Annotated in this window: 25 protein-coding genes and 4 pseudogenes; 19 read left to right on the top strand and 10 right to left on the bottom strand. The window is 37.3% G+C overall.

Features of this window, described 5'->3' with window-relative positions:
* The first annotated feature begins 13 nt into the window (after window positions 1-13).
* The 5 genes and pseudogenes from sirA (at window position 14) to NSQ41_RS09780 (ending at window position 4,123) form a co-directional block, all read left to right on the top strand.
* On the top strand, window positions 14-445 hold the full coding sequence (sirA, locus tag NSQ41_RS09800) for a sporulation inhibitor of replication protein SirA (RefSeq protein WP_157727967.1): 432 nt from the start codon (window positions 14-16) through the stop codon (window positions 443-445).
* Window positions 446-531: 86 nt separating this feature from the next.
* Window positions 532-750: a YneF family protein gene (locus tag NSQ41_RS09795; protein WP_063388294.1), complete on the top strand. Its 219-nt coding sequence runs from the start codon at window positions 532-534 to the stop codon at window positions 748-750.
* A gap of 197 nt (window positions 751-947) precedes the next feature.
* The gene (locus tag NSQ41_RS09790) at window positions 948-1,868 is read left to right on the top strand and encodes a tyrosine-type recombinase/integrase (RefSeq protein WP_339209817.1); all 921 of its coding nucleotides are present in this window, start codon (window positions 948-950) and stop codon (window positions 1,866-1,868) included.
* A gap of 58 nt (window positions 1,869-1,926) precedes the next feature.
* Window positions 1,927-2,766 (top strand): SAM-dependent methyltransferase, encoded by an 840-nt coding sequence (locus NSQ41_RS09785; RefSeq protein ID WP_339209815.1) that lies wholly within the window; start codon window positions 1,927-1,929, stop codon window positions 2,764-2,766.
* Window positions 2,767-2,915: 149 nt separating this feature from the next.
* A pseudogene (locus NSQ41_RS09780) lies at window positions 2,916-4,123 on the top strand (cytochrome P450).
* Between the two features lie 309 nt (window positions 4,124-4,432).
* Here the strand turns inward: NSQ41_RS09780 and NSQ41_RS09775 are convergent.
* From NSQ41_RS09775 to NSQ41_RS09755, 5 genes are read right to left on the bottom strand one after another with little or no spacing between them, the layout of a single operon-like run.
* On the bottom strand, window positions 4,433-5,773 hold the full coding sequence (locus NSQ41_RS09775; protein WP_339209813.1) for an amino acid permease: 1,341 nt from the start codon (window positions 5,771-5,773) through the stop codon (window positions 4,433-4,435).
* Between the two features lie 24 nt (window positions 5,774-5,797).
* The gene (locus NSQ41_RS09770) at window positions 5,798-6,433 is read right to left on the bottom strand and encodes a molybdopterin-dependent oxidoreductase (protein WP_339209812.1); all 636 of its coding nucleotides are present in this window, start codon (window positions 6,431-6,433) and stop codon (window positions 5,798-5,800) included.
* A 12-nt stretch (window positions 6,434-6,445) separates the two neighbouring features.
* Window positions 6,446-7,216 carry a formylglycine-generating enzyme family protein gene (locus NSQ41_RS09765; RefSeq protein ID WP_339209811.1) on the bottom strand — a complete coding sequence of 257 codons (771 nt, stop codon included), beginning with the start codon at window positions 7,214-7,216 and terminating at the stop codon, window positions 6,446-6,448.
* A 15-nt stretch (window positions 7,217-7,231) separates the two neighbouring features.
* Entirely contained in the window at window positions 7,232-7,645 is a 414-nt protein-coding gene (locus tag NSQ41_RS09760; protein WP_003353594.1) for a DUF2000 domain-containing protein, read from the bottom strand.
* A gap of 17 nt (window positions 7,646-7,662) precedes the next feature.
* On the bottom strand, window positions 7,663-8,307 hold the full coding sequence (locus NSQ41_RS09755; protein WP_339209810.1) for a bacilysin biosynthesis protein BacA: 645 nt from the start codon (window positions 8,305-8,307) through the stop codon (window positions 7,663-7,665).
* Between the two features lie 156 nt (window positions 8,308-8,463).
* Here NSQ41_RS09755 and NSQ41_RS09750 point away from each other — a divergent pair, with 156 nt between their 5' ends.
* The 6 genes and pseudogenes from NSQ41_RS09750 to NSQ41_RS09725 all read left to right on the top strand — a co-directional run bounded on the left by NSQ41_RS09750 (window position 8,464) and on the right by NSQ41_RS09725 (window position 15,495).
* A complete protein-coding gene (locus NSQ41_RS09750) occupies window positions 8,464-9,864 on the top strand; it encodes a PLP-dependent aminotransferase family protein (protein WP_339209809.1) in 1,401 nt (466 codons plus the stop codon).
* 987 nt (window positions 9,865-10,851) lie between these two features.
* Window positions 10,852-12,129 carry an IS110 family transposase gene (locus NSQ41_RS09745; protein ID WP_339196343.1) on the top strand — a complete coding sequence of 426 codons (1,278 nt, stop codon included), beginning with the start codon at window positions 10,852-10,854 and terminating at the stop codon, window positions 12,127-12,129.
* Window positions 12,130-12,515: 386 nt separating this feature from the next.
* Window positions 12,516-13,313, top strand: coding sequence for a ParA family protein (locus NSQ41_RS09740; protein WP_339209808.1), 798 nt, complete (start codon window positions 12,516-12,518; stop codon window positions 13,311-13,313).
* Window positions 13,297-13,593: a hypothetical protein gene (locus NSQ41_RS09735; protein ID WP_339209807.1), complete on the top strand. Its 297-nt coding sequence runs from the start codon at window positions 13,297-13,299 to the stop codon at window positions 13,591-13,593. The genes NSQ41_RS09740 and NSQ41_RS09735 overlap by 17 nt, the downstream gene beginning before the upstream one ends.
* A gap of 94 nt (window positions 13,594-13,687) precedes the next feature.
* Window positions 13,688-13,866: pseudogene (locus NSQ41_RS09730) on the top strand (NlpC/P60 family protein); the annotation flags it as partial.
* A 462-nt stretch (window positions 13,867-14,328) separates the two neighbouring features.
* Window positions 14,329-15,495 (top strand): IS256 family transposase, encoded by a 1,167-nt coding sequence (locus tag NSQ41_RS09725; RefSeq protein ID WP_339209806.1) that lies wholly within the window; start codon window positions 14,329-14,331, stop codon window positions 15,493-15,495.
* 202 nt (window positions 15,496-15,697) lie between these two features.
* Here the strand turns inward: NSQ41_RS09725 and NSQ41_RS09720 are convergent, their stop codons facing one another.
* Entirely contained in the window at window positions 15,698-16,222 is a 525-nt protein-coding gene (locus NSQ41_RS09720) for a hypothetical protein (protein ID WP_339209805.1), read from the bottom strand.
* Between the two features lie 611 nt (window positions 16,223-16,833).
* Here NSQ41_RS09720 and NSQ41_RS09715 point away from each other — a divergent pair.
* Both NSQ41_RS09715 and NSQ41_RS09710 read left to right on the top strand, forming a co-directional pair.
* Window positions 16,834-18,034 (top strand): annotated as a pseudogene (locus NSQ41_RS09715) (transposase).
* A 180-nt stretch (window positions 18,035-18,214) separates the two neighbouring features.
* Window positions 18,215-18,772: a transporter substrate-binding domain-containing protein gene (locus NSQ41_RS09710; RefSeq protein WP_339211581.1), complete on the top strand. Its 558-nt coding sequence runs from the start codon at window positions 18,215-18,217 to the stop codon at window positions 18,770-18,772.
* A gap of 72 nt (window positions 18,773-18,844) precedes the next feature.
* Here NSQ41_RS09710 and NSQ41_RS09705 read toward each other — a convergent pair whose 3' ends face one another.
* Window positions 18,845-19,066 carry a helix-turn-helix transcriptional regulator gene (locus NSQ41_RS09705; RefSeq protein WP_339211580.1) on the bottom strand — a complete coding sequence of 74 codons (222 nt, stop codon included), beginning with the start codon at window positions 19,064-19,066 and terminating at the stop codon, window positions 18,845-18,847.
* Window positions 19,067-19,413: 347 nt separating this feature from the next.
* Here NSQ41_RS09705 and NSQ41_RS09700 point away from each other — a divergent pair, with 347 nt between their 5' ends.
* The 5 genes and pseudogenes from NSQ41_RS09700 (at window position 19,414) to NSQ41_RS09680 (ending at window position 22,049) form a co-directional block, all read left to right on the top strand.
* On the top strand, window positions 19,414-19,656 hold the full coding sequence (locus NSQ41_RS09700) for a hypothetical protein (protein ID WP_339211578.1): 243 nt from the start codon (window positions 19,414-19,416) through the stop codon (window positions 19,654-19,656).
* A 266-nt stretch (window positions 19,657-19,922) separates the two neighbouring features.
* A pseudogene (locus tag NSQ41_RS09695) lies at window positions 19,923-20,000 on the top strand (YneF family protein); the annotation flags it as partial.
* A gap of 319 nt (window positions 20,001-20,319) precedes the next feature.
* Window positions 20,320-21,030, top strand: a complete 711-nt coding sequence (locus NSQ41_RS09690) for a cytochrome c biogenesis protein CcdA (RefSeq protein ID WP_066251214.1) — start codon at window positions 20,320-20,322, stop codon at window positions 21,028-21,030.
* 127 nt (window positions 21,031-21,157) lie between these two features.
* A complete protein-coding gene (locus NSQ41_RS09685) occupies window positions 21,158-21,514 on the top strand; it encodes a response regulator (protein ID WP_063387698.1) in 357 nt (118 codons plus the stop codon).
* A 70-nt stretch (window positions 21,515-21,584) separates the two neighbouring features.
* Window positions 21,585-22,049 (top strand): CcdC protein domain-containing protein, encoded by a 465-nt coding sequence (locus tag NSQ41_RS09680; RefSeq protein WP_063387697.1) that lies wholly within the window; start codon window positions 21,585-21,587, stop codon window positions 22,047-22,049.
* A 98-nt stretch (window positions 22,050-22,147) separates the two neighbouring features.
* Here the strand turns inward: NSQ41_RS09680 and NSQ41_RS09675 are convergent, their stop codons facing one another.
* The 3 genes from NSQ41_RS09675 to NSQ41_RS09665 all read right to left on the bottom strand — a co-directional run bounded on the left by NSQ41_RS09675 (window position 22,148) and on the right by NSQ41_RS09665 (window position 23,621).
* Window positions 22,148-22,573 carry a DUF2621 domain-containing protein gene (locus tag NSQ41_RS09675; protein ID WP_063387696.1) on the bottom strand — a complete coding sequence of 142 codons (426 nt, stop codon included), beginning with the start codon at window positions 22,571-22,573 and terminating at the stop codon, window positions 22,148-22,150.
* A gap of 66 nt (window positions 22,574-22,639) precedes the next feature.
* Entirely contained in the window at window positions 22,640-22,957 is a 318-nt protein-coding gene (locus NSQ41_RS09670; protein ID WP_063387695.1) for a hypothetical protein, read from the bottom strand.
* 523 nt (window positions 22,958-23,480) lie between these two features.
* Window positions 23,481-23,621 (bottom strand): small acid-soluble spore protein P, encoded by a 141-nt coding sequence (locus tag NSQ41_RS09665; RefSeq protein ID WP_063387694.1) that lies wholly within the window; start codon window positions 23,619-23,621, stop codon window positions 23,481-23,483.
* Window positions 23,622-23,776: 155 nt separating this feature from the next.
* Between NSQ41_RS09665 and NSQ41_RS09660 the strand changes: the two genes are divergently transcribed.
* On the top strand, window positions 23,777-24,040 hold the full coding sequence (locus NSQ41_RS09660; protein ID WP_063387693.1) for a hypothetical protein: 264 nt from the start codon (window positions 23,777-23,779) through the stop codon (window positions 24,038-24,040).
* The last annotated feature ends 88 nt before the right edge of the window (window positions 24,041-24,128 follow it).

The following is a 24,128-nucleotide window of genomic DNA, read 5'->3' as shown; positions in this document are numbered from 1 at the left end:
GAGGCACTTTTATTTGTATTTGATAAAAAAGGAATTTGCTGAGCATTTTTATCATAGGGAATCGAAAATTTTTCAGTTATATCAAGAATTTTTTTGGACAAGGAAAACGCATCCTATTTTTGAACAATTGGAAAGGCAAGTCAATTATATTTCAAGAGCCATTCCCATTTCAGAAATAGATTTGCTGCTTCAGTCATTCTTGTCTCACCGAAACCATTATCAAAAGGTATCATCGATTCACGCCATCCAAATGGAAAATCAAAAAGGACAAGCTACTATGGTTTTAAAGGAACGGTATATTGAAATGATTTGTACCGGCAGCTTTGACGGTGAGTTATTGTTTTTTGATATATTGGGAAAATTTGATCCTTATTTTTTTGCCATGGATTTTACAAATGAACGATACGGGTGGCTGAGTCCAATTAAAGAAAGAAAATTTGTCTAAAGTTGAGGAAATTTGCTAATGAAATATTGTATAATGTCATATGGTTTAGTACACTGTATGATAGACAACATGAAGGAGGAAATAAGATGGAACTTTGGCTGGCGATATTAATCGCTGTTCTGGCATTACTTGCCGGCGTAGCGCTAGGCTTTTTTATCGCTCGAAAGTATATGATGAATTATTTGAAGAAAAATCCACCTATTAACGAACAAATGTTGAAAATGATGATGATGCAAATGGGAATGAAACCGTCCCAGAAGAAAATCAATCAAATGATGAAAGCGATGCAAAATCAATTAAAATAATGAAATGTGTCAGAAACCTTGATATGATTGGTTTTTTAGCAGGTTTATCCTTCATTTTTTAAGCAAAAAATCAAAAAAATGCCCTTATTTTGGTTTATTTTTCTTCACGATTTTTCGCTTAAAATTGCTTTATCTTTCATATTTAAAAACAAACCACTTTTTTCTGTGAAAACTTAAGCAGAAAGGGTGGTTTTTTTGTGTTGTTAGAAGATGTTTTATCGGAATATGACTATTATTGTTTAGCTAAAGGGTTCACAGAAAAGACAATAAAAAACAAACGTCAAGAACTAAAACAATTAAAAAATTTTTTATTGGAAAAACGTGGCATTACAGAGTTAGAAAGTATTACAACGTATGATTTAAAAGCATATGTGAGATTAAAACAAAAATCAGGGTTACAGCCACAAAGCATTGTTTCCATGTTTAAGATAATCCGGGCATTCTTTTCTTGGTGTAAAGAAGAGGAGTATTTAAAAGAAAATATAGCAAAAAAAGTGGAAACTCCTAAACTGCCAAAAAAGGTATTAAAGGGCTTCACAGCAGAAGAAGTTGATAAAATGATTAATTCTTTTACTTATAAGAGTTATTTTGAAGCACGCAACAAGGCAATTATTGCTATGCTTGCCGACTGTGGACTGCGTGCAATGGAATTAAGACAATTAGAAACAAAGAATGTAAAAGAAACCACAATTCTCGTCAATGGAAAAGGTAACAAAGAACGTTATATATTTATCAGCCCTGCGTTAAAGAAAATTCTTATAAAATATGAGCGGATCAAAAAGGAATATTTCAGGGATAAATATTTTAATCCAAACTACTACTTTTTGTCATACAAAGGCGATTTAATTTCGCATGTTGGCTTAGACAACATCATTAAAGAAGCTGCTAGACGTGCAGGAATTAAAGATAAAAGAGTAAGTCCGCATACATTTAGACATTTTTTTGCAGTTCAATGTATTTTAAATGGGATAGACATTTATACACTTTCTAAGTTGTTGGGTCATTCTGATATATCCACCACACAGAGATATTTGCAATCGCTTGAGGATTTTCAACTTATTGAAAAAGCAATGCCATCGAGTCCGTTGATGCATCTAAAAAGGAGGATATTCAAATGAAAAAAACCAAGTCAGTCTTACCGCAATAATGACCGCCTACTTACGTGCCTACCATGCCATGAATGATACCCCAAAAATTTTTGATGACTTTCTAGCCTATCGTTTGATTCCAGAGGAAAGACGTGCACTCATTGAACAAGGATTTTCTAGGGCTCTCCAGATTAATGTTCCTGAAAGTATCTTGGCATGCTCCGACCAGGCGACAAATACCTTGCCGTCTTTATTGCAAGCCATGGGGTTACCTAATGTCCTTAGCCGTTCAAGATATACGGAAGATAACCTTGATCAGGCTGTAAAACAAGGGGTGGAGCAGTATGTGATACTCGGAGCTGGGTTGGATACTTTTGCTTTTCGTCGTCCAGATCTCCTAAGTCAGGTTCAGGTATTTGAAGTTGACCACCCGGCCACACAAGCCTTCAAACTTAATCGACTGGCTGAATTAGAATGGGAAATCCCATCAAATCTTCATTTTGTACCTGTAGATTTCACAAAGGAGAGTTTGGCTGATGCACTCAAGGGAACTTCGTATGACTTGCAGACTAAAAGTTTTTTTAGTTGGCTAGGTGTCACAATGTACTTAACTCAAAACGAAGTGTTCGCAACGCTGCGTTCCATTACCGATATTGCCCCCGTGGGCAGTGCGGTTATTTTCGATTACTTTGTACCAGAAGAAGCTACTCCATATATGAAAAAGATACAGGAGAATTTACGAAAGATAGGAGAGCCGATTAAAACGACCTTTGACCCGTCAACACTGGCTTTTGAACTGGAAAGTTTAGGGCTCCGTCTTCATGAGAACTTAAGCCCATCCGATATTCAAGAACGCTATTTTCAGAGTCGAACGGACGGCTATTATGCGAGTAAACATGTGCGCTTCGCGAGGGCAGTAGTAGAGTAATTCATTGGGCATGATGAACACGGAGACCTGCCTATTCCAAAAGAGATGTCCCTTTTCTCTCGAGGGCGCAGAGGGAAGCCGTTAATACCCATGTCGCACAATAAAAGAGTCTTATCTTTTCAAATTGATCTCACTTTGGAGGGAAACTCATGGAAAATCGAACGATGGATGTCAGACTGATCCCCAGCAGTTATTTGCGTGGGAAAATAGACCCCTATGATCCTTTCCTGTGGTATGAAGAAATGAGGAAACAAACCCCCGTTTATTACAATGACAAGGCAGGCATGTGGAATGTTTTCCTCTATAAAGATGTCAAAAGGGTATTGGAGGATAAGGAATTTTTCTCAAATGTCATTCCGCGAAGAGGGCAGAGTTTACTTTCACAAAGCATCATTGCCATGGACCCGCCCAAGCACACCGATATCCGCTCCATAGTAAGTCGCTCCTTTACTCCCAAAGTAATGAGAGAGTGGGAACCCCGTATTCATGAGATTGCAGTGGAACTGCTCAATTCGGTCCAAGGGCAATCGGAATTTGATATTGTAAATGATTTCTCTTATCCTTTGCCCGTGATTGTCATTGCCGAGATGTTGGGTGTTCCATCGTCCGAAATGAAACGGTTCAAAGACTGGTCGGATACGCTGGTCAGTTCCCCCCGAGAACGATCACCCCGAACACTTGGCCAAATTCAAAGAGATCCGCAACAGAACCGAAGCGGAATTAAGCGCCTTTTTTTGAGCAAATCATTGAAGAAAAACGGGCACATCCAGGAAATGACCTCATCTCGATCCTCATCAAAGCGAAGGAAGAGGAAGCGAAACTGTCCAGCCAAGAACTAATTGCCTTTTGCAACTTATTGCTTGTGGCGGGAAATGAGACTACAACCAATTTAATTTCCAATGCGGTATACAGCCTCATCGAGCATAAGCTGGTGTTTGAACAGGTCAAACATGATCCGGCCCTGGTTTCCCAACTGGTCGAGGAGACGCTACGTTACCGTTCACCCGCCCAAGTCATCATCCGCAGAGTGAAACAAGACACGGAATTAGGGAACAACAAGTTGAAAAAAGGCGAAATCGTAATGGCTTGGATTGGTTCCGCCAATCGTGACGAAAACCAATTCGAAAACGCCCATGTGTTTGACATTCATCGCAAGCCCAACCACCACCTTGCGTTTGGGCAAGGCATCCACTTTTGCCTAGGTGCCCCCCTGGCGCGTTTGGAAGCTAACATCGCTTTAACCAGTCTCCTGCAAAGAGTGGATCGCCTTTCTTGGCAATCGGATCGCCGCCCTGTTCCAATCGGCAACAGCACAGCGATTTATGGATTGAAAAAGCTTCCTGTTTCCGTGAAATAAACGGTTTCCGCAAAAGCATGACAAGCGCCCCGGCAGCTTCACCAATGGGGCGCTTGTATCAAATGGAGAAGTTGGCTGCAACCATCGGTCGGGAAACGCGTGCGCAATCTCTGGTCGTGCTCTTCGATCACTTGTGCAAAGCCTTCTCCCTCAAATAGATTAATGCATGTTCATATGACGTAAGAGCTGCTTCTTTTAATCCATAATCAACAAAAGGTTTTATGACTATTAATGTTTCATTTTTTAGATTTTGATTCCCTGAAAATGTTTTTTTTGGTTTTATATTTACACTTTCTCACGAAGGTAGAATCACTCAACAACACTGTCGATCACTTCATTGGAGGATATCTTGATCTCATTTTCTTTTCTTCTTACTTTGTCAGTAGCTTTGATCGATTTAGTACGAATTAAATAGATACAAAACCCCATTGATAGCCATATCAATCCTGAAAAAAAGCCAGACCCTCCAACTGGAATTAGTAAACAAAGGCTGATGATTAAGGCTAAAGCTGGAAGAAAGGGATAAAAAGGAGTTAAAAACTGCGTTGATTTTTTTTCAAGAGTCGCTTTTCTTCTCGAGATAAAAAAGGCAATCATCGTAAAAATAAAAGTGATTAAATATAAAAAACCTGTTGCATTAACTGCAATATTAATTGAACTTACCAATGTAAAAAGAATTTGAATACTAACTCCTAGTAATATAGCGTAAACCGGAGTTTGGAAGCGAGGATGTATAAAGCCAATTTTTTTCGGCAAAAATCCATTGCGGCCCATGGCAAAGGCAGTTCTCGAAATCGAGATAATAAAAGCATTAGCTGTGGCTGGTAAAGCAATAACAATCACAATGCTAACTAAGGTCGGCCCGAAGTCTCCTAAAAATTGCTGACTTGCGAAAGCGACCGGTACTTTTGATGATCCAAGTTCCTGCCAAGGGACGACTCCTGTCGAAACGAATAAAAGACCACAGTATAGAAAAAGTACGATGATAATGGATGAAAAAATAGCCTTTGGAATGGTTTTACTCGGATTTTTCATTTCTTCTCCTGCATCCACAATCACATCCCATCCAACCATCGAAAGAAAACCAACTAATGCTGCGGCAAGAATTCCTTCAAAGCCGTTAGGAGCAAAAGGTGTATATAGCGAATAATCCACATGACTAAAACCTAGAGCAAAAAATAAAAGGAGTACGATGATTTCAACAACTACAATTCCTACTTGAACAACGCCGCTGAACTTGATACCCAAAATATTTAGAAATCCTAAAACCAGAAGGAGTACCACTGCACTTAGCAACGGAGGAGCACCCGTTAAGGAGTTAAGGTAGTTACCAAACCCTTGTGAAACGAAACTGCTTGCTGCAAGCCATGCTCCCCAATATGACCATCCAATTAACGTCCCAACAAATGAACCCATTGTTTGCCTCACATATTCATAAGCACCACCTGCTCTAGGGTATCTCGATGCTAATTCTGCGTAACATAGTCCTAGTAAAATTTCTAAGATTGCTGCGATTACAAAAGCAAGCATCACAGCCGGCCCTGCTTTACCAGCTGCTACACCACTAAGAATAAAAATACCCGCACCGACCATAGCGCCAGTGCCAAGAGAGGTAGCTTCTTTCCATCCTAAATCTCTTTTTAAGTTCATGAAATTCCCCTTTCATCAATTGAGCTAAAATTCCGTGACTTCACCTGGCTTTTCTACAAAACGCCATTTTTTCAAATCAACGATCCAGTACTTTTTAGGACGGACAATCCCATTTATGTCATATCCTGCACGGCGTTCCCATTCCCCAATTTGATATTCTTCGCTCACTTCTAATTGAGCCAACCCTTTGACGTTTTTGTAGCCGTATAAACCGAAATCAAATAATCGAACAGGATACCCTTGTTCCATGGGTAAAGGTTCCCCATCAACTGAGTGAACAATCAATGCCCGTCTGGAAAGAGCATCACCCAAAGGAATCGTAGATTCATAAACTCCTTTTTCCTTAGTTCCTATACTTGTTTGCTTTAAATAATACTTCTCAGGATGGGATACTCCAGCCATTTCTATAATGTTCGATAATAAAACACCTTTCCACGTCCGACGAATACTCCAATTACAGACACAAACCATTCTTCTGCTTTCTTCTATTTGTGGCATCTCTAATAAATCTTGATAGGTAAAACTCAATTTTTTGTCTACTAATCCAGTAACTGATAGACGCCAGGTATTTAAATCAACCGATTTTGGTGGCCCTTCCTGATAATAACGAAGTGAAGATGGCTTTCGATCTAAATTTGGAGTTTTAACTATTGGATTCATAGTCCTCTCTCCTTAAATAAGATTGATAACACAACGAAAACTAATTAGATTATCCCTGACTGAAACGGGATAGTAATCTCTTGCTGTACATCTCATGAAATCTTCATTATGTAGTCCGCATCCACCTCTAACTATGTGATAATCTTCTTCTTGCGTAAGATATAATGGATTTACTCCGGTTTCATCCCATTCGTAATTAAGAGAAACATTATCCAAACACCATTCTGCAAAATTCCCCGCCATATCTAAACATCCGAAAAAGGACTTATTCTTTGGAAAAGCATAAACAGAGGTTGAGCTACGGTTCAATTCTTCGGGATCGCAGTCAACAGCAAAGTTTGCATGATCAGAAGTTGGTTCTTCATTTCCCCACGGATATTTTCGTTGATCCGTTCCTTTGCATGCGTACTCCCATTGCGCTTCGGTCGGTAAGGTCTTGCCTACAAACGTAGCAAAGGCCATTGCCTCCCACCAACTGACTCCTGTGACAGGATGGTCGTCTTGATTAAAATGATCATCGTACCAATAATTTGGATATTTAATGTTGTTAGTTTTGATATACTCCCATCCTTTCGGAAGCCAGAAAACAGGGTTTTCATATCCGCCTGCTTCTACAAATACTCGAAATTGTTTATTTGTTACTGGTGTTTTATCAATGGCAAAAGGGTGTAATGTTACGGATTTAACTGGTTGTTCATCCGGCGATTCATTGCTGCCACGAAGAAAAGTCCCCCCTGGAATCACAATCATATTGTCTAACTGATTTTTCACTTGATTCCCCATCTTGGATTCCCCCTATTATCTGAGAAGCCCCATACTTCCGGTTAGTTTATTCACTTTTTTCTTGTCTCCATATAAAGCCAATCCTAAATACTCAAGATCGTTTGTTGATAAGGTCGAAATTTTTTCGATATATTCCTCATAACTTTTTGTTGTCTGTGCCGCATTGGTGAAATCTACAACAAATAAATCAGAAAATTCCTCTGCGTATAACTTGTTCCTTAACTCTTTAATTTTTAGGGAATCACCTTTTAAAATAGGAATAGGTGTAGTAGTTATCCCTACATGAGGATGACCGCTTCCATCCTTTACCGTTGGACCAATAATTCCCTCAATTTCCTTTCCCAAAGTCAGGGCTAATACCGCAGCAGTATTTGAGATTAATCCTGTAGGTAAATCTGCATCAATAACCATTACACATTTCATTTCCATGATTTTTTCCTCCATTGTTAAAGTTTGAACGATACGATTGTTGACTTTTTACCAAAAACGGACCATAACATTAAAATGGTACAGGTCGGCGAAATGAATTCTACGTTATATTTTTGGGCTGCATTGACAGTTGTTAAACAAAGGTCCACTTCACCTTTCTGTAATTTGATAGCAGCTTCGCTTGTTGAATTGACAAATAACACCTCATATTTCATGTCGAAATCGGCTAAGAACCAAGGAAGAAGACAAGAAGGAGCATGATGAGTAGCAATAACCAATGAACGGTTCCTATTCAATTCTTCACAAGGTCTTTTTGCAACTCCGTATAAAGGTGTTTCAAAGACAAATGGAAATAAAAATTGGATATCTTTTGACATGTAAAACTTATCTATTCCCTTGTAGGCATTAGCTACAAGAAGAATATTAGATGTCCCTGAAACTAAGTTTTCATAAGCTTCTTCATAAGTAGGAAAAAGTGAATACTTTCCATGACTGTTTTTTAAGGATGAAAGCAAGTATTGAGCTGATGCCTCACTACTTGTTCCAGAAGGGCCTAGAGTAGCAATTTCAAGTTGTTCTAAAAATACCAGGGATGATAAAAAGTGTTGATTCCAATTTAATAAGGGATGATTTTGCTCCTTTGCTTGGGTTTCAACGATCATTTTGCCCCCGCCCCCGTAACGATTAGGATTATTTATCTTGTACCCCAATTTATGTATATTATCTTTTTTAAATAATTTAGCATGATAAAATGGTAGTGATAAGGACCAATTATTATTGATTTTTATAGTACCAATTTAAACAAAAGGGGAATAAGCATGCTCTGGATCACGATTGATCGAACATTAGACATACCTTTAACACGACAAGTTTATGAACAAATTCGCACACAAATATTGAAAGGAGAACTTGTAGCTGGAGAGCGTCTTCCACCTACCCGTGAACTAGCCTCCAATTTAGGCATATCACGGAATGTGGTTGTAGAAGTTTATGAACAATTGCTAGCAGAAGGATACATTGAAGCAAGGCAAGGTTCCGGAACATATGTTGCGGAAGGAGCCTACTTAAGTCAACAAGAGAGAACGGATTATTTATCTTTTTTTGAAATTCAGCACTTGAAAGATGAAAGAAATGATTTTATAGATTTTCGTTCCGGTATCCCCGCTTTAGACATGTTTCCAAGGCATAATTGGGGACAAATCGCTAAACGAGTGTGTATAGAAACTCCACATTCCGTATTTGGCTATGGATACCCTGAAGGTAGAATTGAACTGCGTCATATCCTGTCTCGGTATCTAAAGAGAACAAGGGGGGTACATTGTTATCCTGATCAGCTAGTTATTACATCTGGAGCAACACAAGCCTTATCCCTTATAGCAAAACTACTTCTTTCACCAGGGGATGAAGTAATGATTGAAGATCCTATTACACACGAAATTCAAACCATTTTTTCTTCTACTGGGGCAATGCTCCACCCTATACCTGTAGATGAACACGGTATGAAAACGGATTTAATCCCCCCAAATAAAAAACCAAGATTTATTTTTGTTACTCCATCTCATCAGTTTCCGCTTGGGGGAACGTTGCCTATTCAGCGTCGAATTCAGTTAATCCAATTTGCCAGAAAAGTTGATTGTTTTATTGTAGAAGACGATTATGACAGTGAATTTCGTTATCAAGGAGCGCCAATTAATTCACTTCAGGGGCTTGATCCAAACAGGGTGATTTATATTGGAACTTTCAGCAAGATCTTATCACCTGCCCTAAGGTTGGGGTATTTAGTTCTCCCTCATTCTTTAACAAAACGTTGTAAAGATTTAAAATGGTTCACGGATCTTCACACCCCTTCATTAGAACAACTCACCCTTGCGCGTTTCATAGATGAAAGACATCTGGAACGCCATATTAGAAAAATGAAAAAAATATATAAAACACGTCGTGATCATTTAAAAAAATGTTTAGTAGAACAGTTTGGTACTAAGGTTAAAATTTCAGGTGATTCAACAGGTCTGCATTTGATTGTTGAATTTCAAAATATAGAGTTCTCAAATGAAAAGGTACAGGAAATAATGGTAGAACATAAAGTTAAAATTTACCCAGTAGAACTTCATACGATTCATAAAGGAATACATCAAAATAAAATAATTTTAGGCTATGGTAATCTAGCAATAGAGGAAATAGAAGAAGGTATACATAGACTAAAATCTGCTTTGATCTAAGAGATGGTGAATCATTGGGTGCTGGTCACAGCAATATCGTCACGACATCACGGTATTTGAAAGAAAGATACAGTGATCTTGCCGATGCCGTGGAGGTGTTGCCGAAATTCTAACAAAGTTTGTTAGCGTGCTGGGCAGAAGCTTAGGAATATATCTTACGTTTACCTTTTTTAATGAGTTTATATATATCGGATATAAAGTTCTGGTGCAAAAAATCTGCAAACTTGGACATACTTACGTTATTTTCGTACCAGATCCTAAAACGCCCCTATATAAAAAAATAAGTGTTCGGGTGTGAAGAATTTGCACAACAGTAAGAAGGGAAGCTTTATGCTCCCTTTATGGTTTTGGTTTAAAAAGGTGTTTTACTTATCATGTCGAATTCATTTAATTAGTGATGTTAAGAATGAACAAAAGAACCAAGAAAAGAAGAAAAGAACGTTGGAAGAAGGAAGATGTAAAGGGATCACTTATCATAAAGAAAAATGATTCAAAACTTGATTCCATCATGTCAACGTTCGGAAGATTAACCTTTTGTCATGAAAGTACTTATGCGGAAAAATGATAAATTGTTATGATTTCATCCTTTTTAATTTCCGATACGTGAATTCCATTTTAACCGAAACGGAAAGTGAAGTTCCGAAGGTGGTTCACTTTCTGTTTCGGCTTCGCCGATAGGCGATTAATTGTTTCATTGCATTACATGTATATTACTCTGTAATGTTTTTAGAGTAAGAAGGGGAGCTTTTTGCTTCCTTTATTGTTTTGGTTTAAAAAGGTGTTTTACTGATCTTGTCGAATTCAATTAAATAGTGATGATAAGAACGAACAAAAGAAACAAGAAAAAAAGAAAAGAACCTTGGAAGAAAGGAGCATTCCTGTTAGAAGTTTTTTCGGGGACTTGAATAAAAAAAGCCCTCTTGGTATGATTCGGGGGTGTCAATCAACCGAATTGACCCCTAATTTGGATACCAAGGAGGACTATACATGAATTCTATCTCAAACAAGAAGATTAATCAAGTCACCGATCAAACGCTGGTTGTTGGGATGGATATTGCAAAGAAAAAACATTATGCCTGCTTTGTGGATGAGCGAGGGAGGGTGTTAAAAAAGCCGTTTCCCGTTCCGCAATCTAGAGAAGGATTGGAATGGTTGTACCAGTGCATCGTGGAAGCCATGAAGGAATTTGGAAAAACCGAGGTGATCGTTGGCATCGAGCCAACGGGACATTATTGGCTCAATCTCGCTTACTTTCTTGACGAGAAGGGCATTCCTCTCGTCATGACAAACCCGATGCACGTGAAGCGCTCCAAAGAGCTGGACGACAATCTTCCAACCAAGCATGATGCGAAAGACGCGCTCGTCATTGCCCGGTTAGTGAAAGACGGCCGATTCAGCTATCCGCGTATTCTGAAAGGGATGGAGGCGGAGCTGCGCGTGGGAGCGACATTTCGCTCCAAATTGGTGGAAGAACAGGGAGCGATTCGAAATCAAATGATTCGCTGGCTTGATCGATATTTTCCGGAGTTTTCCCAAGTCTTCCTGTCATTTGGGAAAATGGCGCTCGCGGTGCTGGAATATACGCCATTTCCGAGTGATCTGGCAGGAAAAGAACTAGAAGAGGTGCTGGCCCTTTACCGGAAAAGTGAGGGATTACAATCGCCACAAAAACCGAAAGCGAAGAAGTTGATGGAATTGGCCCAACACTCCATTGGCGTAACGGAAGGACAACAGATGGCCCGTATCGAAATTGCCACGCTTGTCCGCCGATACCGCCAACTGGAAGAAGAAATCGAGGCACTGACAGAGCAGCTGATCGAACTCGTACAGACATCGGTCGAGTACGAATGGTTGAAGACCGTTCCGGGCTTAGGCGATGCGACCATCGTAGAACTGTTATCAGAGATCGGGAGTTTCTCCCATTATCAGGATCCGCGGCAGCTTATCAAATTAGCGGGCCTGACGCTGCGGGAACATTCCTCCGGCCAACACAAAGGGCAAAAACGGATCTCCAAGCGTGGAAGAAGGCGGTTGCGCGCCCTTCTGTTCCGGGTGATGATGCCGATGATCCGCCACAACGAAGCGTTTCGGCAGCTGCACGACTATTACACGACACGTCCTGATAATCCGTTGCGGAAGAAGCAATCGATTGTGGTGTTATGCGGAAAATTATTGAAGGTATTGCACGCTGTATGTACGAAGCACCAAGCGTTCGATGCGAAGCGAATGATGCAGGACATCTTTGGCCTCGAAACGGCTGCTTGATGCCTATAGTCTCGATTCTCTAGACAACAAGGATGACACGGAGAAGCTGGCGCGATATCATCCATTCGACCTTGAGTCCCTAAAGGAGCTTAGCCGGCCTCTGCCTGATGACTAGACCGAACGAAGGAATGTAGGCACAAGGATGCCAAGAGACATGGGAGGGTTCGTCATCATCAGCGATGCAGAGATCCACGGTGCATCCCATACGCTTCCCCCACTACAACCAAATTTAACCAGTAGTGGCCGCGAAGCGTACCCAGTCAATGTAAGATATACACATATTTAAGAAATAATGTTAGAAACTTTGTCGAAAAATATTTTTTTGACACCCCTGAAACGGCTACAACCGTTGATATATCAACATTTATAGAGGGAGGATGTAAAGGATGGCAATCACTATTACAATGGGGATTCAAAAAGGTGGATGTGGCAAATCCACAACAACAGGGATTTTATCGTATTTGTTAAATCAAGACGGATACAAGGTACTTGCAATAGATATGGACTCACAAGGAAACCTGACAGAGTTATTATCTAAAAAACCTTCAAATGAATTTATAGGGAAGTCTGTATTGGAAGCGATGCAGCAGGGTGATGTAAAAGAATACATTGTGCCGATTGGGGAAAATTTAGACTTACTTCCTGCCAATAACTTTTTAGCAACCTTTCCTCGTTGGATTTATACAGGAAAAACATATCGAGGGGAAACCGTTCCGTTTCGTGGAAATCCTAGCTTAATTTTAGATCATGTATTGGATCAAGTAAGAGGGGAATATGATTTCATTGTCATCGATACTCCACCATCATTAAGTGAACAGACAACGAATGCATTATGTGCCAGTGAATATGTCGTTGTTTTATTTGAATGCTCCAACTGGTGTTACTCTGCTATTCCTAATTTCATGGACTCTGTAAATGGTGCAAGAGATTTTGGAAAGCGGGGAACAAAGGTAATCGGTATTTTACGGACGATGAATGATGTCAGACGCAGTGATGCAAAGGCTTTTAATGAAATGATTGAGGAAGATTATCCGGATGAAGTATTCAAAACCATTATCACACGAAAAGCACCGATAGGTAGACTATCTCTATATGGATTCTACCAAAATGCAGAGCTAAAACAGGCATTAGAACAATATGAGAATTTCTATAAGGAGTTGATGAAACGTGTCAAAGGTGAATGACATTAAAAACATGAAACGCCAACAGAAACAAATAACTCCTACCCATATATTAACAGAAGTAGTTGGGGAAGAAAGTAACGTTGATACGAACGAAGAAAACAACCAAAGAAGAAAGGAAGAAAGAAAGGTGGAAAGAAAACGGGTATCTTTTGACTTACGCACGGATTTACATAAAGAACTGAAAATGCAGTCGATCTTACAGGAGAAGAATGTTTATTTGCTTATTGAGGAAGCTGTAGAAAAATATTTATCTGAGTTAAAAGGAAAGGATCAGATTTAGATCTTTCTCTGATTCAATAATAAATAGTTTTAAGTTTTTTGCAAAAATTGTAAAAGTATATTTTGCGGAAATCCGGATAATTCCGGTTCCGCCTAGTAAAATGAAGACGGGTGATCTTGTGTTCTTTGACACTTATAAAAAAGATGGACATGTCGGCATTTATGTCGGTGATGGAAAATTTATCGGAACGCAAACAAGCACAGGTGTAGCGATTGCGGACATGTCTAAAGGCTACTGGAAAGAAAATTCAATGGTCGCGTGAAGCGAATTTAAAGCAGGGATTGACCCTGCCTTTTGGTGAATACATTAATTTTACACCTGTTATACCTCTATTTTACTCATGATATTATACTGGAAATCTTATATAAGAGACAACGAGGATTCTAACACGCCACCTTAAACGAAAAATGTTTAACAGGTACTAATTTATATGTTGTTATAAAAATCAGGGTTTTTTCTTTTGTGTTAAAGTGCAATTTATACATTGGGTTTTCGAATTCTTCATGTTTTTTAGCTTTCTTTGTAAAACTAGGTGCTAGTTATACAGGAAAACCTTTGCTATTTCTTTTCTTCAGAGGGATAATTTGCTTTAATAATAAAAAATAATGTCAGATTTTTTAACCAAAGATGATGTATAAAATTTTGTGTAAAGCATTTTGCTAGACCAAAAGAAAAAAGGTAGGGTATTCTCTGATTTGGACAAAAACACATTCCAGAGAAAGGAGAACCCTACCTATGTCTAAAAGTATACCGAATGTAGACTGGGCAAATCAACTGGAAAGTGTTATTCGTCAGTTTGTAAAGGAAAAATTAGAACTGATCATGCGAGAAGAAATGAAAAGTTTCCTCGAAATTGAACAGGCTGGAACGTCGAATATGAGAAACGGTTATTATCAACGAAATCTAGATACGCAATATGGCCGGATTGAAGGTCTTTTGGTCCCAAGAGATCGAAATGGGGAATTTCAAACGCAGCTGTTTGCCCCTTACCAACGTCATACTGGCTGGCTCAAGGAAGCCGTCATCAAAATGTATCAAAGTGGCATGAGTACGCGGGAAATTGGTAAGTTTATTGAACGAATTTTAGGAAATGCCTACTCACCAACAACGATTAGTCATATTACCGATGTCGTGAAGGAAGACATCGAGAAATGGCACACTCGTCCTCTACATAAGCGTTATTCCGTCTTATATTTGGATGGTTTATACGTAAAACTTCGTCGTGAAACCGTTGAGAAAGAAGTCATTTATGTGGTGTTAGGTGTGAATGAAGAAGGATATCGTGAAATTCTTGATTTCTTTGTAGGAGGACAAGAAAGTGCCTATGTATGGCAGGAAATTCTTCAAAATCTCTACCAAAGAGGCGTCAAGGAAGTGCTTCTGGGCGTATTCGATGGACTACCGGGTTTAGAGGAAGCCTTTAAGGCGGTTTATCCGAAAGCCGATGTGCAGCGTTGTGTCGTTCACAAAGTCTGTAACACACTTAGTCGTGTTCGGAAAAAAGACCAATTCGAAATGGCGGAAGATTTGAAACTCATTTATCGATCTCCGAATAAAAAAATTGCACTGGAGATGTTTCAACAGTTTGAATCAAAATGGTCCAGCAAATATCCAAGAGAAGTTCAATCTTGGGCAAATGAGTTGGATGTCCTCCTTACATTTATGGATTATCCAAACAGTATTCGAAGTGTGATTTACACGACCAATGCCATCGAACGAACGATCAAGGAGATTCGGAAACGCCTAAAGCCGATGAACAGTTTGAACAGTTTAGAAGCCGCGGAAAAAGTCGTGTATTTGACTGTTCAAGATTTTAATGAGAAATGGGCAGGGCGAAAGTTGCGAGGATTTGCCGAAGCGCATGAAGCCCTTCAACGAATGTTTGAAGAACGTTATTGTTAACCAAATATTGTAAATAAACAAAATAAGGGAATTCTCCCTTTCCACACAGGAGACTGAATATTCAGTCTCCTGTGTGGAGGAAATATCCCTCTCTATTCTAAATCCATTTCAGAGATACCCTATCTATCTTACATTACACAAAATTCTTGACAGTACCTTACTACGGTAAATAACAAACATTCTTTTTCATCTGGGAACAATGTTACATTTTTATTAAATTAAATAGATATTCGGTATCTTCATCTTTGTGAATCTTTAAGTGTAAGTCCAAAGTAGTAATACTCCCACTTTTTACATTAAATGTGTAGTCTTTGTTGGTTTCTCCATTAATCTTTAATTCAGGTTTAAAACTCATTGTAGTATTGTTAGCTGTTGCGTCAATCATTAAATCTTTAATAGCAGTATCGGATTTTCCAATATTATAAACGTCAATTTTTATTTTTAATTCTAAAAATGAAGCTTCATCGGGAGTTGCTATCTTTTCTACGTCAAAACCATTTTCATTTACAAAATTTTTATAGTAATTAAATTTTCCAGATGACTCATTGATCCCAGTTCTGATTTTAGGCTTATTTTGAATATAATCTTTGATTAAATTTAAACAAAAACCTAATACAACACCAATTAATGTCATGAAGGGTAATAATAACTTCATATTAATTAAATTTATTAAACAAAAGCCTAGTACAACGCCTATCAGTATCATGAATGGCAAAAGTAACTTCATATACTTACTCCTTTATTATTGTACTGTACAACATTAGGATTGAAGTCTACTCATAAAAGTTTATTCTTCCTCTTCTACCTCAACCAGCTCCGCAAGATCGTCCACTTTACACCCTACAATTTTCGCTAAAATAAAGGCTTTCTCCAAAGGCGGGAAACTTACTCCATTTTTTCAATTCCAAAGCTGTTTTTGTTGCACATTTACGTGTTTTCGTATGTAATCATTCCGCAATCCACTCTTTTCAATTAGTTCCCAAATATTGCTTTTCAGTTTGTATTTTTTCATCACTCATCACCATTTAAAATAATTCCACTCGTTTCATTTTTTTCTTCGTCCAAAATAAAAAATACAGTTATAAATAAAAAGAGTTAATGTAAAAAGATTATCCATTTCGTATTGTCCAAGTAAATGGACTAAAATTACGCTCATAAGGGACGGTAAGTTACCGTTCCTTTTTTGGTTCACATAGTAATGTTATAATTAGTGAGCATTTTGCACATTTTTCAACCCAAGAGCCATAAGGTTTTCTAAAGCATAAAAAAGGACTTCACCCCTTATTTGTAGAATTTTGAAGTGACCAAACCACAAAAATCCACAAGGAGGAAGTCACTTTGTATATTCTACAAGAAAGTCTATTTTCCTTTGAAGAATTGCAAATTTTAGAGTCAAAAGAGAAATTACCGATCTTTTTTAGTGCTCTAGATTTGCGTCCTTATGCTAAACAATTGAAAAGTTCTTCACCCCAAGGGGCTGAAGGACATTCCAAAGAAGGGATATTAAGGGCTCTTATCGCTGCCCCATTAGAAGGTATTGATACTTTTACTTCTCTTCACAATCGATTGAAAAATGACCTGCGTTTTCGTTACCAATGTGGTTTAGATATTAGCAGGCCTGCACCATCCATCTCTACTCTTAGCCGAGTATTTTCTTCACTAACCAAAACTGGACTCGTGAAAAGAATCTTTCAAGATCTCGTCCAGTTAGCTCAAGAGGAAGGAGTAATTGATGGAAAACATCAGGCTATCGACAGTGCCGCCATTGATGCTTACGAAAAGAAGCAGCCTAAGAAGCGAAGTGAACAAACAGGCAACGCCAATTGGGGGGCAAAGTTTGATTCCTTCGGTAATAAAATTACTTGGTTTGGCTATAAGATGCATCTTTCCGTTGACACCAAAAGTGAATTACCAATGGCGATTGAAGTAACCCCTGCTCATATCAACGATGGGGATGTCGCACCACAATTAATTGAACAAGTAAAGAGTTGTACAAACTCTAAAATTGATTTCCTGATAATGGATGGTGGGTACGACCAGCTTAAAAACTACGAATCCGCCAAGAACATTGGGGCTCAAGCTATTATTCCACTCAATTTGCGTAATGAAAATGACTCCCGAAGGAATTGCCTCCAATGGAACCCCACGCTGTTCTATGGGGTACGAAATGACTTATTGGGGAGCCAATAAGGACCAGCTCAAATTCAGATGTCCACACGCAACCGGAAAAGTGGATTGCCCATTAGGAATGGCAGCCTGTTCATCCTCCAACTATGGAATGGTAGTAAAAATTAACGTGAATAAGGATCTTCGCCGGTACTCTAATCCACACCGCGATTCCAAACGTTGGAAAGAACTTTACAATGAGCGAACCAGTGTAGAACGGTGCAATTCAAGAATGAAAAGTTATCTTACAGCGAACTCCCTGCATGTGTGGGGAATCGATAAAGTAAAAACTCATATTTACTTGAACGCCATCGTATTACTGGTTTCAGCTCTCGCAATGGCAAAAGAGAGTAAAAAGCAACAAACCGCTTAAAAAATTTTTAAAGCGAAAAATTCTGCAAGTACGCCCAAAAAAGGACAAACAGAATATTTGTAAACCAAAGATACAAAATACCCCAATTTATTTGGGTTTCTTTTAAAACTCTTTTTAATAAAAATCTAATTTTGCAAAATGCTCAATTAGTAGGAAAATTTCGTAAAGAGGTGATTAAGTTTGAAAAAAAATTTGCTTTTAACAATATTTTGTTTGGTATTTATAAGTATGATAGGTTGCAGTTCAGAAAAAACTGTTGAAGAAAATAAAACAAAGGAAGAGCAACAAGTGCAAAGTAAAATTGAAAACAAGGCAAAGTACGATATAGATAAAATTATTGTTCCCGTTCAGACAGAATGGACAAACGATTTAAAAGTATATCGAGACTTTAATATCGCAGTAATAAAAGAAATGGCTCAATCAAATAATATTCCAGTTGAACTAAGAGAATTTCCTACATTTGACGATGTGATTATTGCTTTAAAACGTGGAGATGTTGATGTTGTGCCTGGTATTGATAACCTCGTAGAAACAGATTTAACTAAGACGTATACATATTTTACGGGAGCTATATATCTCCCTAATGGAGAAGAGTTTGTACCGAAGAAAAGCTATGCAATGGCAGTAAGAAAAAAAGATACAGAACTTTTAAAATTTTTCAATGATACGATCTTAAAGTTTAAAGAAACAGGTAAATTAGAAAAAATCCAACAGGAATATCTAGGAGATCGAAATTAAAAAGAATTTCGTTCAAAAAGGTAACCGTTTATGAATATTAACATGGACAATAGCATTAATAATTAAGACCACTCATTTCGAGTGGTCTTTTTCATCATCAATATATTCAATAAGATCCTCAACTTTGCAATCCAAAGTTTTACATAACTTGTCTAAAGTATCAAACTTTATTCCATCAGTTTCCTCATTGTATAGCTTTGCAATTCCATTCCGATGCAACCCTGTCATTCTTGCCACATCAGCTATTTTCAGTTTTTTTTCTCCCATGATCCGTGATAAATGTACTTTTATCATAATTAATCCTCCTTGCTAGTGAAAATTATATATTAAATTGTTTATTTTGGCAATTATAGTGTTGACAATGCACATTATAGTGTGTAATATTTAATTAACACTACAATATGCAAAATGAACACTATATAGTACATTTTTTGATAAGGAGGGTAATGAATGATCATAGCAAGCAAAGATTGGTTACGATTAACAAAACAACAACGTTATTTATTGTTGGTCGGATTGGTTACAGTTCAGAAGAAATTAGGTATGGTAAAAAAGTAATGTTTCTTTAGTTATAACAGAAAGAAAAAATTTAAGTTCGGTAAAATAAAAAATTTAACATCTATTTGAGAGGAGAATGTAAAATGATTAAAGTTAATGAGAAATTAAAAAAATATTTGGCTCAAGGCACTTTATCGTTTGCTGTTTCAAAATTGATTAATGCTGGATCAGAAAACGAAGCAATTGCGGAAATCATAACAAAGCTTAATTCGTTTAATATTGAGATAGATGAAATATCAATTAAAACAAGCAATGGGGAAGTAGTAACTTTAAAAGTTCATGATGTTGATATGGATTGGGAAAGTATTGTTGAGGATGATGAATAGGTGGGCTGTACTAAACAAGTGCAACTTTTTATTTACTTGAAAAATTACAGTTAATGATGAATATGAGGTTGCAGGTTATACTTATAGAGTTGTGAATGTCAATTATACAAAAGCGGGATTGATTATTTTGACATGTGAGATAGGATAAACCACATTTTTTCTATTTCTCAAAATATTTGATAGACAAATAACAGAAAATATGGTATATTTTTCTTTACAGAAAAAGTGGTTTGAAAAATGCTTAAAACCCTGAAATATCAAGGTTTTTGATGCAAATGGGAATGAAACCGTCCCAGAAGAAAATCAATCAAATGATGAAAGCGATGCAAAATCAATTAAAATAATTTCGTTTCAGGCATTATTGAATGATTTTTCATTAAATTAGTTCATGATGACCAATCATATTTTTTGACATCATGTAATTTTTATCTATACTACTTAATATATGCGTTGTTTTATACGGAATTGTGAAGTAAGAATTAGTCTTTCCTTTCTCAAGGTAAGATTAATTCTTTTTTCGTTATAAGAAGTTGTAAGAATATGGTATTCATGATAGGAAGGTTCATTGTAATAATGTGCGGAAAATGTCAAACGTTCTTTTAAACATTTATTCAATGATCTGTTAGAATGGATGGAGGTAAATCTTTTGGAAGGAGCAGCAAAATGTCGGAAATTAATGTGTTTTTAGCATTTGGAGCAGGTTTTTTATCGTTTATTTCTCCGTGCAGCTTGCCTTTATATCCTGCTTTTTTATCGTATATAACTGGGGTATCGGTTAATGAGTTGAAAACTGAAAACGCTATGCTGCAAAAAAGAAGCTTATTACATACTTTCTTTTTTTTAGTTGGTTTTTCTGCCATTTTTATCGCAATGGGATTCGGCACATCCTTGATTGGAAACTTTTTCTTGAACTATCAAGATCTGATAAGACAAATAGGAGCGATCCTCATTATCTTTTTTGGACTTGTTATTCTCGGTGTTTTTCAACCTGATGTTTTAATGAAGGAAAGAAGGATTGAATTCAAAAATCGTCCAGCCGGATTTCTTGGATCTGTTCTGATTGGTATGGCGTTTGCAGCTGGATGGACTCCATGTACGGGCCCAATTCTTATGGTAGTAATCGGTTTAGCGGCAACAAATCCTAGTTCTGGAGTTCTGTATATGACAGCATATGTGCTAGGCTTTGCAGTACCGTTCTTTATTTTATCATTCTTCATCGGGCGGATGAATTGGATCAAAAAACATAATGTGAAAATCATGAAAATTGGAGGCATATTCATGATTTTCATGGGAATTCTGCTGTTTTTTGATTGGATGACTAAAATTATTAATTGGATGAACAAAATTCTTATATTTTTACCAACCGGGTTTTAATTTTTAGTCATTTAAGAGAAAAACGAGATTTTTGACAATATTTTAAACCTCTCGGTACTTTTTTGTGACAGAAAGTAGTATAATATCAAAGGATTTAGTTTGCGAGGATAATTGAGGTGGAATTAATTTGAAAGCATTGATCGTTGACGATGCGAAATTTTTAAGGGAGACATTAAAGGACATTTTGAAAAAGCATAGTATTGAGGTTGTTGCAGAAGGGGAAAACGGCATCGAAGCGGTACAATTATACAAACAATTACAACCAGATGTATTAATCACAGATATCACAATGCCGAAAATGAACGGCATTGAGGCTATTACAAAAATTAAACAGGAATTTCCGGATGCGAAAATCATTATATGTTCGGCAATGGGACAGCAAAAAATGGTTATCGAAGCGATAGAAGCAGGAGCACTCGATTTTATTACAAAGCCTTTTGATGAAGATCGTGTGATGGAAGCCATCAAAAGAGTTATGAATTAGCCTTTTCATTTTGCTTTTTTTTCTATAATATTATTAAAGAAAGAAGCTGAAAATAAAAGGATGGTTCTGCATGGTCATTTGGTCTTCTATTACGGCTGTATTAATGGGCATTGTCGTAATTATGATCAGAACAAAGGCTGCTAAAAAGCCGGCGACAGCGAAAAAAATTATTTTGCCTCCGATCTTTATGAGCACTGGAGCCCTTATGTATTTATTTCCGCAATTCCGCATAACGCCGATGGAAATTTTGGAGGCGTTGACAGTCGGGCTGATTTTTTCGATTTTTTTAATAAAAACCTCTACTTTTGAAGTTCGGGGAGAAGAAATCTATTTAAAAAGGTCAAAAGCTTTTGTTTACATTTTGATTGGTCTGTTAGTTGTACGAATTCTGCTAAAATCTTATTTAAGCGCGTCTATCGATGTTGGCGAATTAAGCGGTATGTTCTGGCTGCTGGCTTTTGGAATGATTGTTCCTTGGAGAATTGCGATGTTCATTTCGTATAAAAAACTGAAAAATCAACTGAACGGAACGTAAAAAAATACATATAGCTGCCGGCTGTTCAAAGCAGGTTACCGTTTATTCCATATAAATAAGCCTTTCGGAACAAATCCCCGAAAGGCTTATGTTTTTGTTTAAAAGAGTGCTTCATATTTGGAATAGTCGATATTTTTTTCTTTTAGTCTTTTAATTAAAAATTTATGGTCCCGTTTTGGAGTTGCGATAATATAGCCTCGAATGACTAAATCTTGCGTAATAGATGGAGCTTTTTCTTCTAATGCCAGTTGACCGATTTTTGCTGCGATTTTTTGTCTGGCAACATCGCGGAAAAGCTCTGGAACCGGTGCAACCAATTCTTCTAACAACGCCTTTTGTTCCTCTGACCATAAATGCCGAGTCTGTTGAATATAATACTCTTCCCAATCAAGTTCAGATTTTCCGTCTTCTTTCGGCAGCCGTTTCAAAAATTTGCGAAACATGAAGAAGCCGCCAATCGATAACATAGTTATAAGAAACACAACCCATATGAGAATAAACCATAAAAACCAGCCTTCAAGCATGAAATCACCCCCATCGCCTTAACATTTCCATTAATTCGTGCACTTCGGCGAAGTTGATGAAAACCGTTAAGGATTAATCGACTCATATGCATCTATCAATTCTTTCACAGCACGTCTCACAGCTTCTAATTTCTTTTTATGACGGCCGACAGAAAAGCAGTCATTAATTTCCGCGAAAACTTGGTATTCAACTGCATCACGGTAAATACTGATTTTAATATCGCCTGATTTGGAAGGATAAATTAACATTTCATATAAACGCCCGTTCATGACAGCCTCCAGACTTAAAAATTTTATATTATCAATATCTGTCATTTGCTGAAAAAAAGCTTCCATTTTCACCTTACTATATTTTATGATAGATTCCACTTTCATTTCAATCATTTGTCATCAACTTTTTATTATTAACAAAAACATTGTTCTAAATGAAAAATAGATATAACTTAAAAATTCGTCGTTAAAGAAAAACCATAAACGAAGGATTTCCGCAAGACATAATATGTAGAAAAGACGTGTATAAATTCAAAACTGCGGCAGTCCAGAAAGTCAAATTCTCATTGAAAACATAAACATCATTTCAACATTTCTATAAGATGAAAGGGGACGTCTATAAGCCGAAGAAAGACTTATGATATGCTTAAAAGCCATAGTATGACAAGAGTTGGACGTTGCATTGATAACGGCCCAATGGAATCTTTTTGGGGAACCTTATAATGTGAAAGAGGGATATGAAACGTTTGAAGCGTTACAACAGACCATTAAGGAATATTCAGTTTTATAATAACGAACGTTATCAAAAAAATTAAACGGCTTAAGCCCATTAGAATGTAGAGCTCAAGCCGCTTAAAGCATTTTTATTATTTCCGCTGTCTACTTGGGGACATTTCAATTAAACATCCCCATTTTTTTATAAATCATGCTCCGAGTTATGTTTTTGGCGGCTATGATTTCGATTTTTTATTTTTTTCGATCCAGATAACGGCTCTGGCTGTCCCTTCCGATTTTGAACGTTTTGTTTTTGATCATTTTGTACTTGATCTTTTGCCATATACATCGCTCCTTAATATTTAATAGTAAAGAATAGCATTGTTATCTTTCGTCGTTTAGTTTGAATGATTTTGAAATCATTCATTCATTTTAGAATAAATTGATTTCTTGAAAAAAACACTATAGAAGATAAAAAAAACGAAAGGAGTGCTATATTTGCCGTACCATAAAAATAAAAAACAAGCATTTGATGCAGTGCAACAAGGAATGGTGGAAGTTCATAAAGTACATGTCAATCTAACGAAAAACAGTTCTGATTATGGACATCAGCTAAAGCATCTTCGCCAGGAAATTAATGAGGCGTATGAACAAATTCAAAATGCATTGGAAGTTGCATCGGAAACGCAGAGAAAGCATTTAGAACAGTACAAGCGCGATTTAGATCGAATTGTGCAGGAAGTGAATTTGGATGAGACTTGAAAGCGGCGGAGCTTCCGTCGTTTTTCACTATTTTTTCTCTTATACGAACGTTTTCATTAGCAAGAAAAATTATACTGAAAATATTTAA

It is taken from the genome of Aeribacillus sp. FSL K6-8210, assembly GCF_037963925.1.
GTDB lineage: Bacteria > Bacillota > Bacilli > Bacillales > Aeribacillaceae > Aeribacillus > Aeribacillus composti.
Note: the sequence above shows the minus strand (reverse complement) of the source record. Positions and strands in the feature narration are given on the sequence as shown.

Bases quoted from the DNA above. Each gene is read 5' to 3' on its own strand.
- NSQ41_RS09795 (WP_063388294.1), top strand. From the start codon at position 532: ATGGAACTTTGGCTGGCGATATTAATCGCTGTTCTGGCATTACTTGCC.
- NSQ41_RS09785 (WP_339209815.1), top strand. From the start codon at position 1,927: ATGAATGATACCCCAAAAATTTTTGATGACTTTCTAGCCTATCGTTTG.
- NSQ41_RS09775 (WP_339209813.1), bottom strand. From the start codon at position 5,773: ATGAACTTAAAAAGAGATTTAGGATGGAAAGAAGCTACCTCTCTTGGC.
- NSQ41_RS09770 (WP_339209812.1), bottom strand. From the start codon at position 6,433: ATGAATCCAATAGTTAAAACTCCAAATTTAGATCGAAAGCCATCTTCA.
- NSQ41_RS09765 (WP_339209811.1), bottom strand. From the start codon at position 7,216: ATGGGGAATCAAGTGAAAAATCAGTTAGACAATATGATTGTGATTCCA.
- NSQ41_RS09760 (WP_003353594.1), bottom strand. From the start codon at position 7,645: ATGGAAATGAAATGTGTAATGGTTATTGATGCAGATTTACCTACAGGA.
- NSQ41_RS09755 (WP_339209810.1), bottom strand. From the start codon at position 8,307: ATGATCGTTGAAACCCAAGCAAAGGAGCAAAATCATCCCTTATTAAAT.
- NSQ41_RS09750 (WP_339209809.1), top strand. From the start codon at position 8,464: ATGCTCTGGATCACGATTGATCGAACATTAGACATACCTTTAACACGA.
- NSQ41_RS09745 (WP_339196343.1), top strand. From the start codon at position 10,852: ATGAATTCTATCTCAAACAAGAAGATTAATCAAGTCACCGATCAAACG.
- NSQ41_RS09740 (WP_339209808.1), top strand. From the start codon at position 12,516: ATGGCAATCACTATTACAATGGGGATTCAAAAAGGTGGATGTGGCAAA.
- NSQ41_RS09725 (WP_339209806.1), top strand. From the start codon at position 14,329: ATGTCTAAAAGTATACCGAATGTAGACTGGGCAAATCAACTGGAAAGT.
- NSQ41_RS09720 (WP_339209805.1), bottom strand. From the start codon at position 16,222: ATGAAGTTACTTTTGCCATTCATGATACTGATAGGCGTTGTACTAGGC.
- NSQ41_RS09705 (WP_339211580.1), bottom strand. From the start codon at position 19,066: ATGATAAAAGTACATTTATCACGGATCATGGGAGAAAAAAAACTGAAA.
- NSQ41_RS09700 (WP_339211578.1), top strand. From the start codon at position 19,414: ATGATTAAAGTTAATGAGAAATTAAAAAAATATTTGGCTCAAGGCACT.
- NSQ41_RS09690 (WP_066251214.1), top strand. From the start codon at position 20,320: ATGTCGGAAATTAATGTGTTTTTAGCATTTGGAGCAGGTTTTTTATCG.
- NSQ41_RS09680 (WP_063387697.1), top strand. From the start codon at position 21,585: ATGGTCATTTGGTCTTCTATTACGGCTGTATTAATGGGCATTGTCGTA.
- NSQ41_RS09675 (WP_063387696.1), bottom strand. From the start codon at position 22,573: ATGCTTGAAGGCTGGTTTTTATGGTTTATTCTCATATGGGTTGTGTTT.
- NSQ41_RS09670 (WP_063387695.1), bottom strand. From the start codon at position 22,957: ATGATTGAAATGAAAGTGGAATCTATCATAAAATATAGTAAGGTGAAA.
- NSQ41_RS09665 (WP_063387694.1), bottom strand. From the start codon at position 23,621: ATGGCAAAAGATCAAGTACAAAATGATCAAAAACAAAACGTTCAAAAT.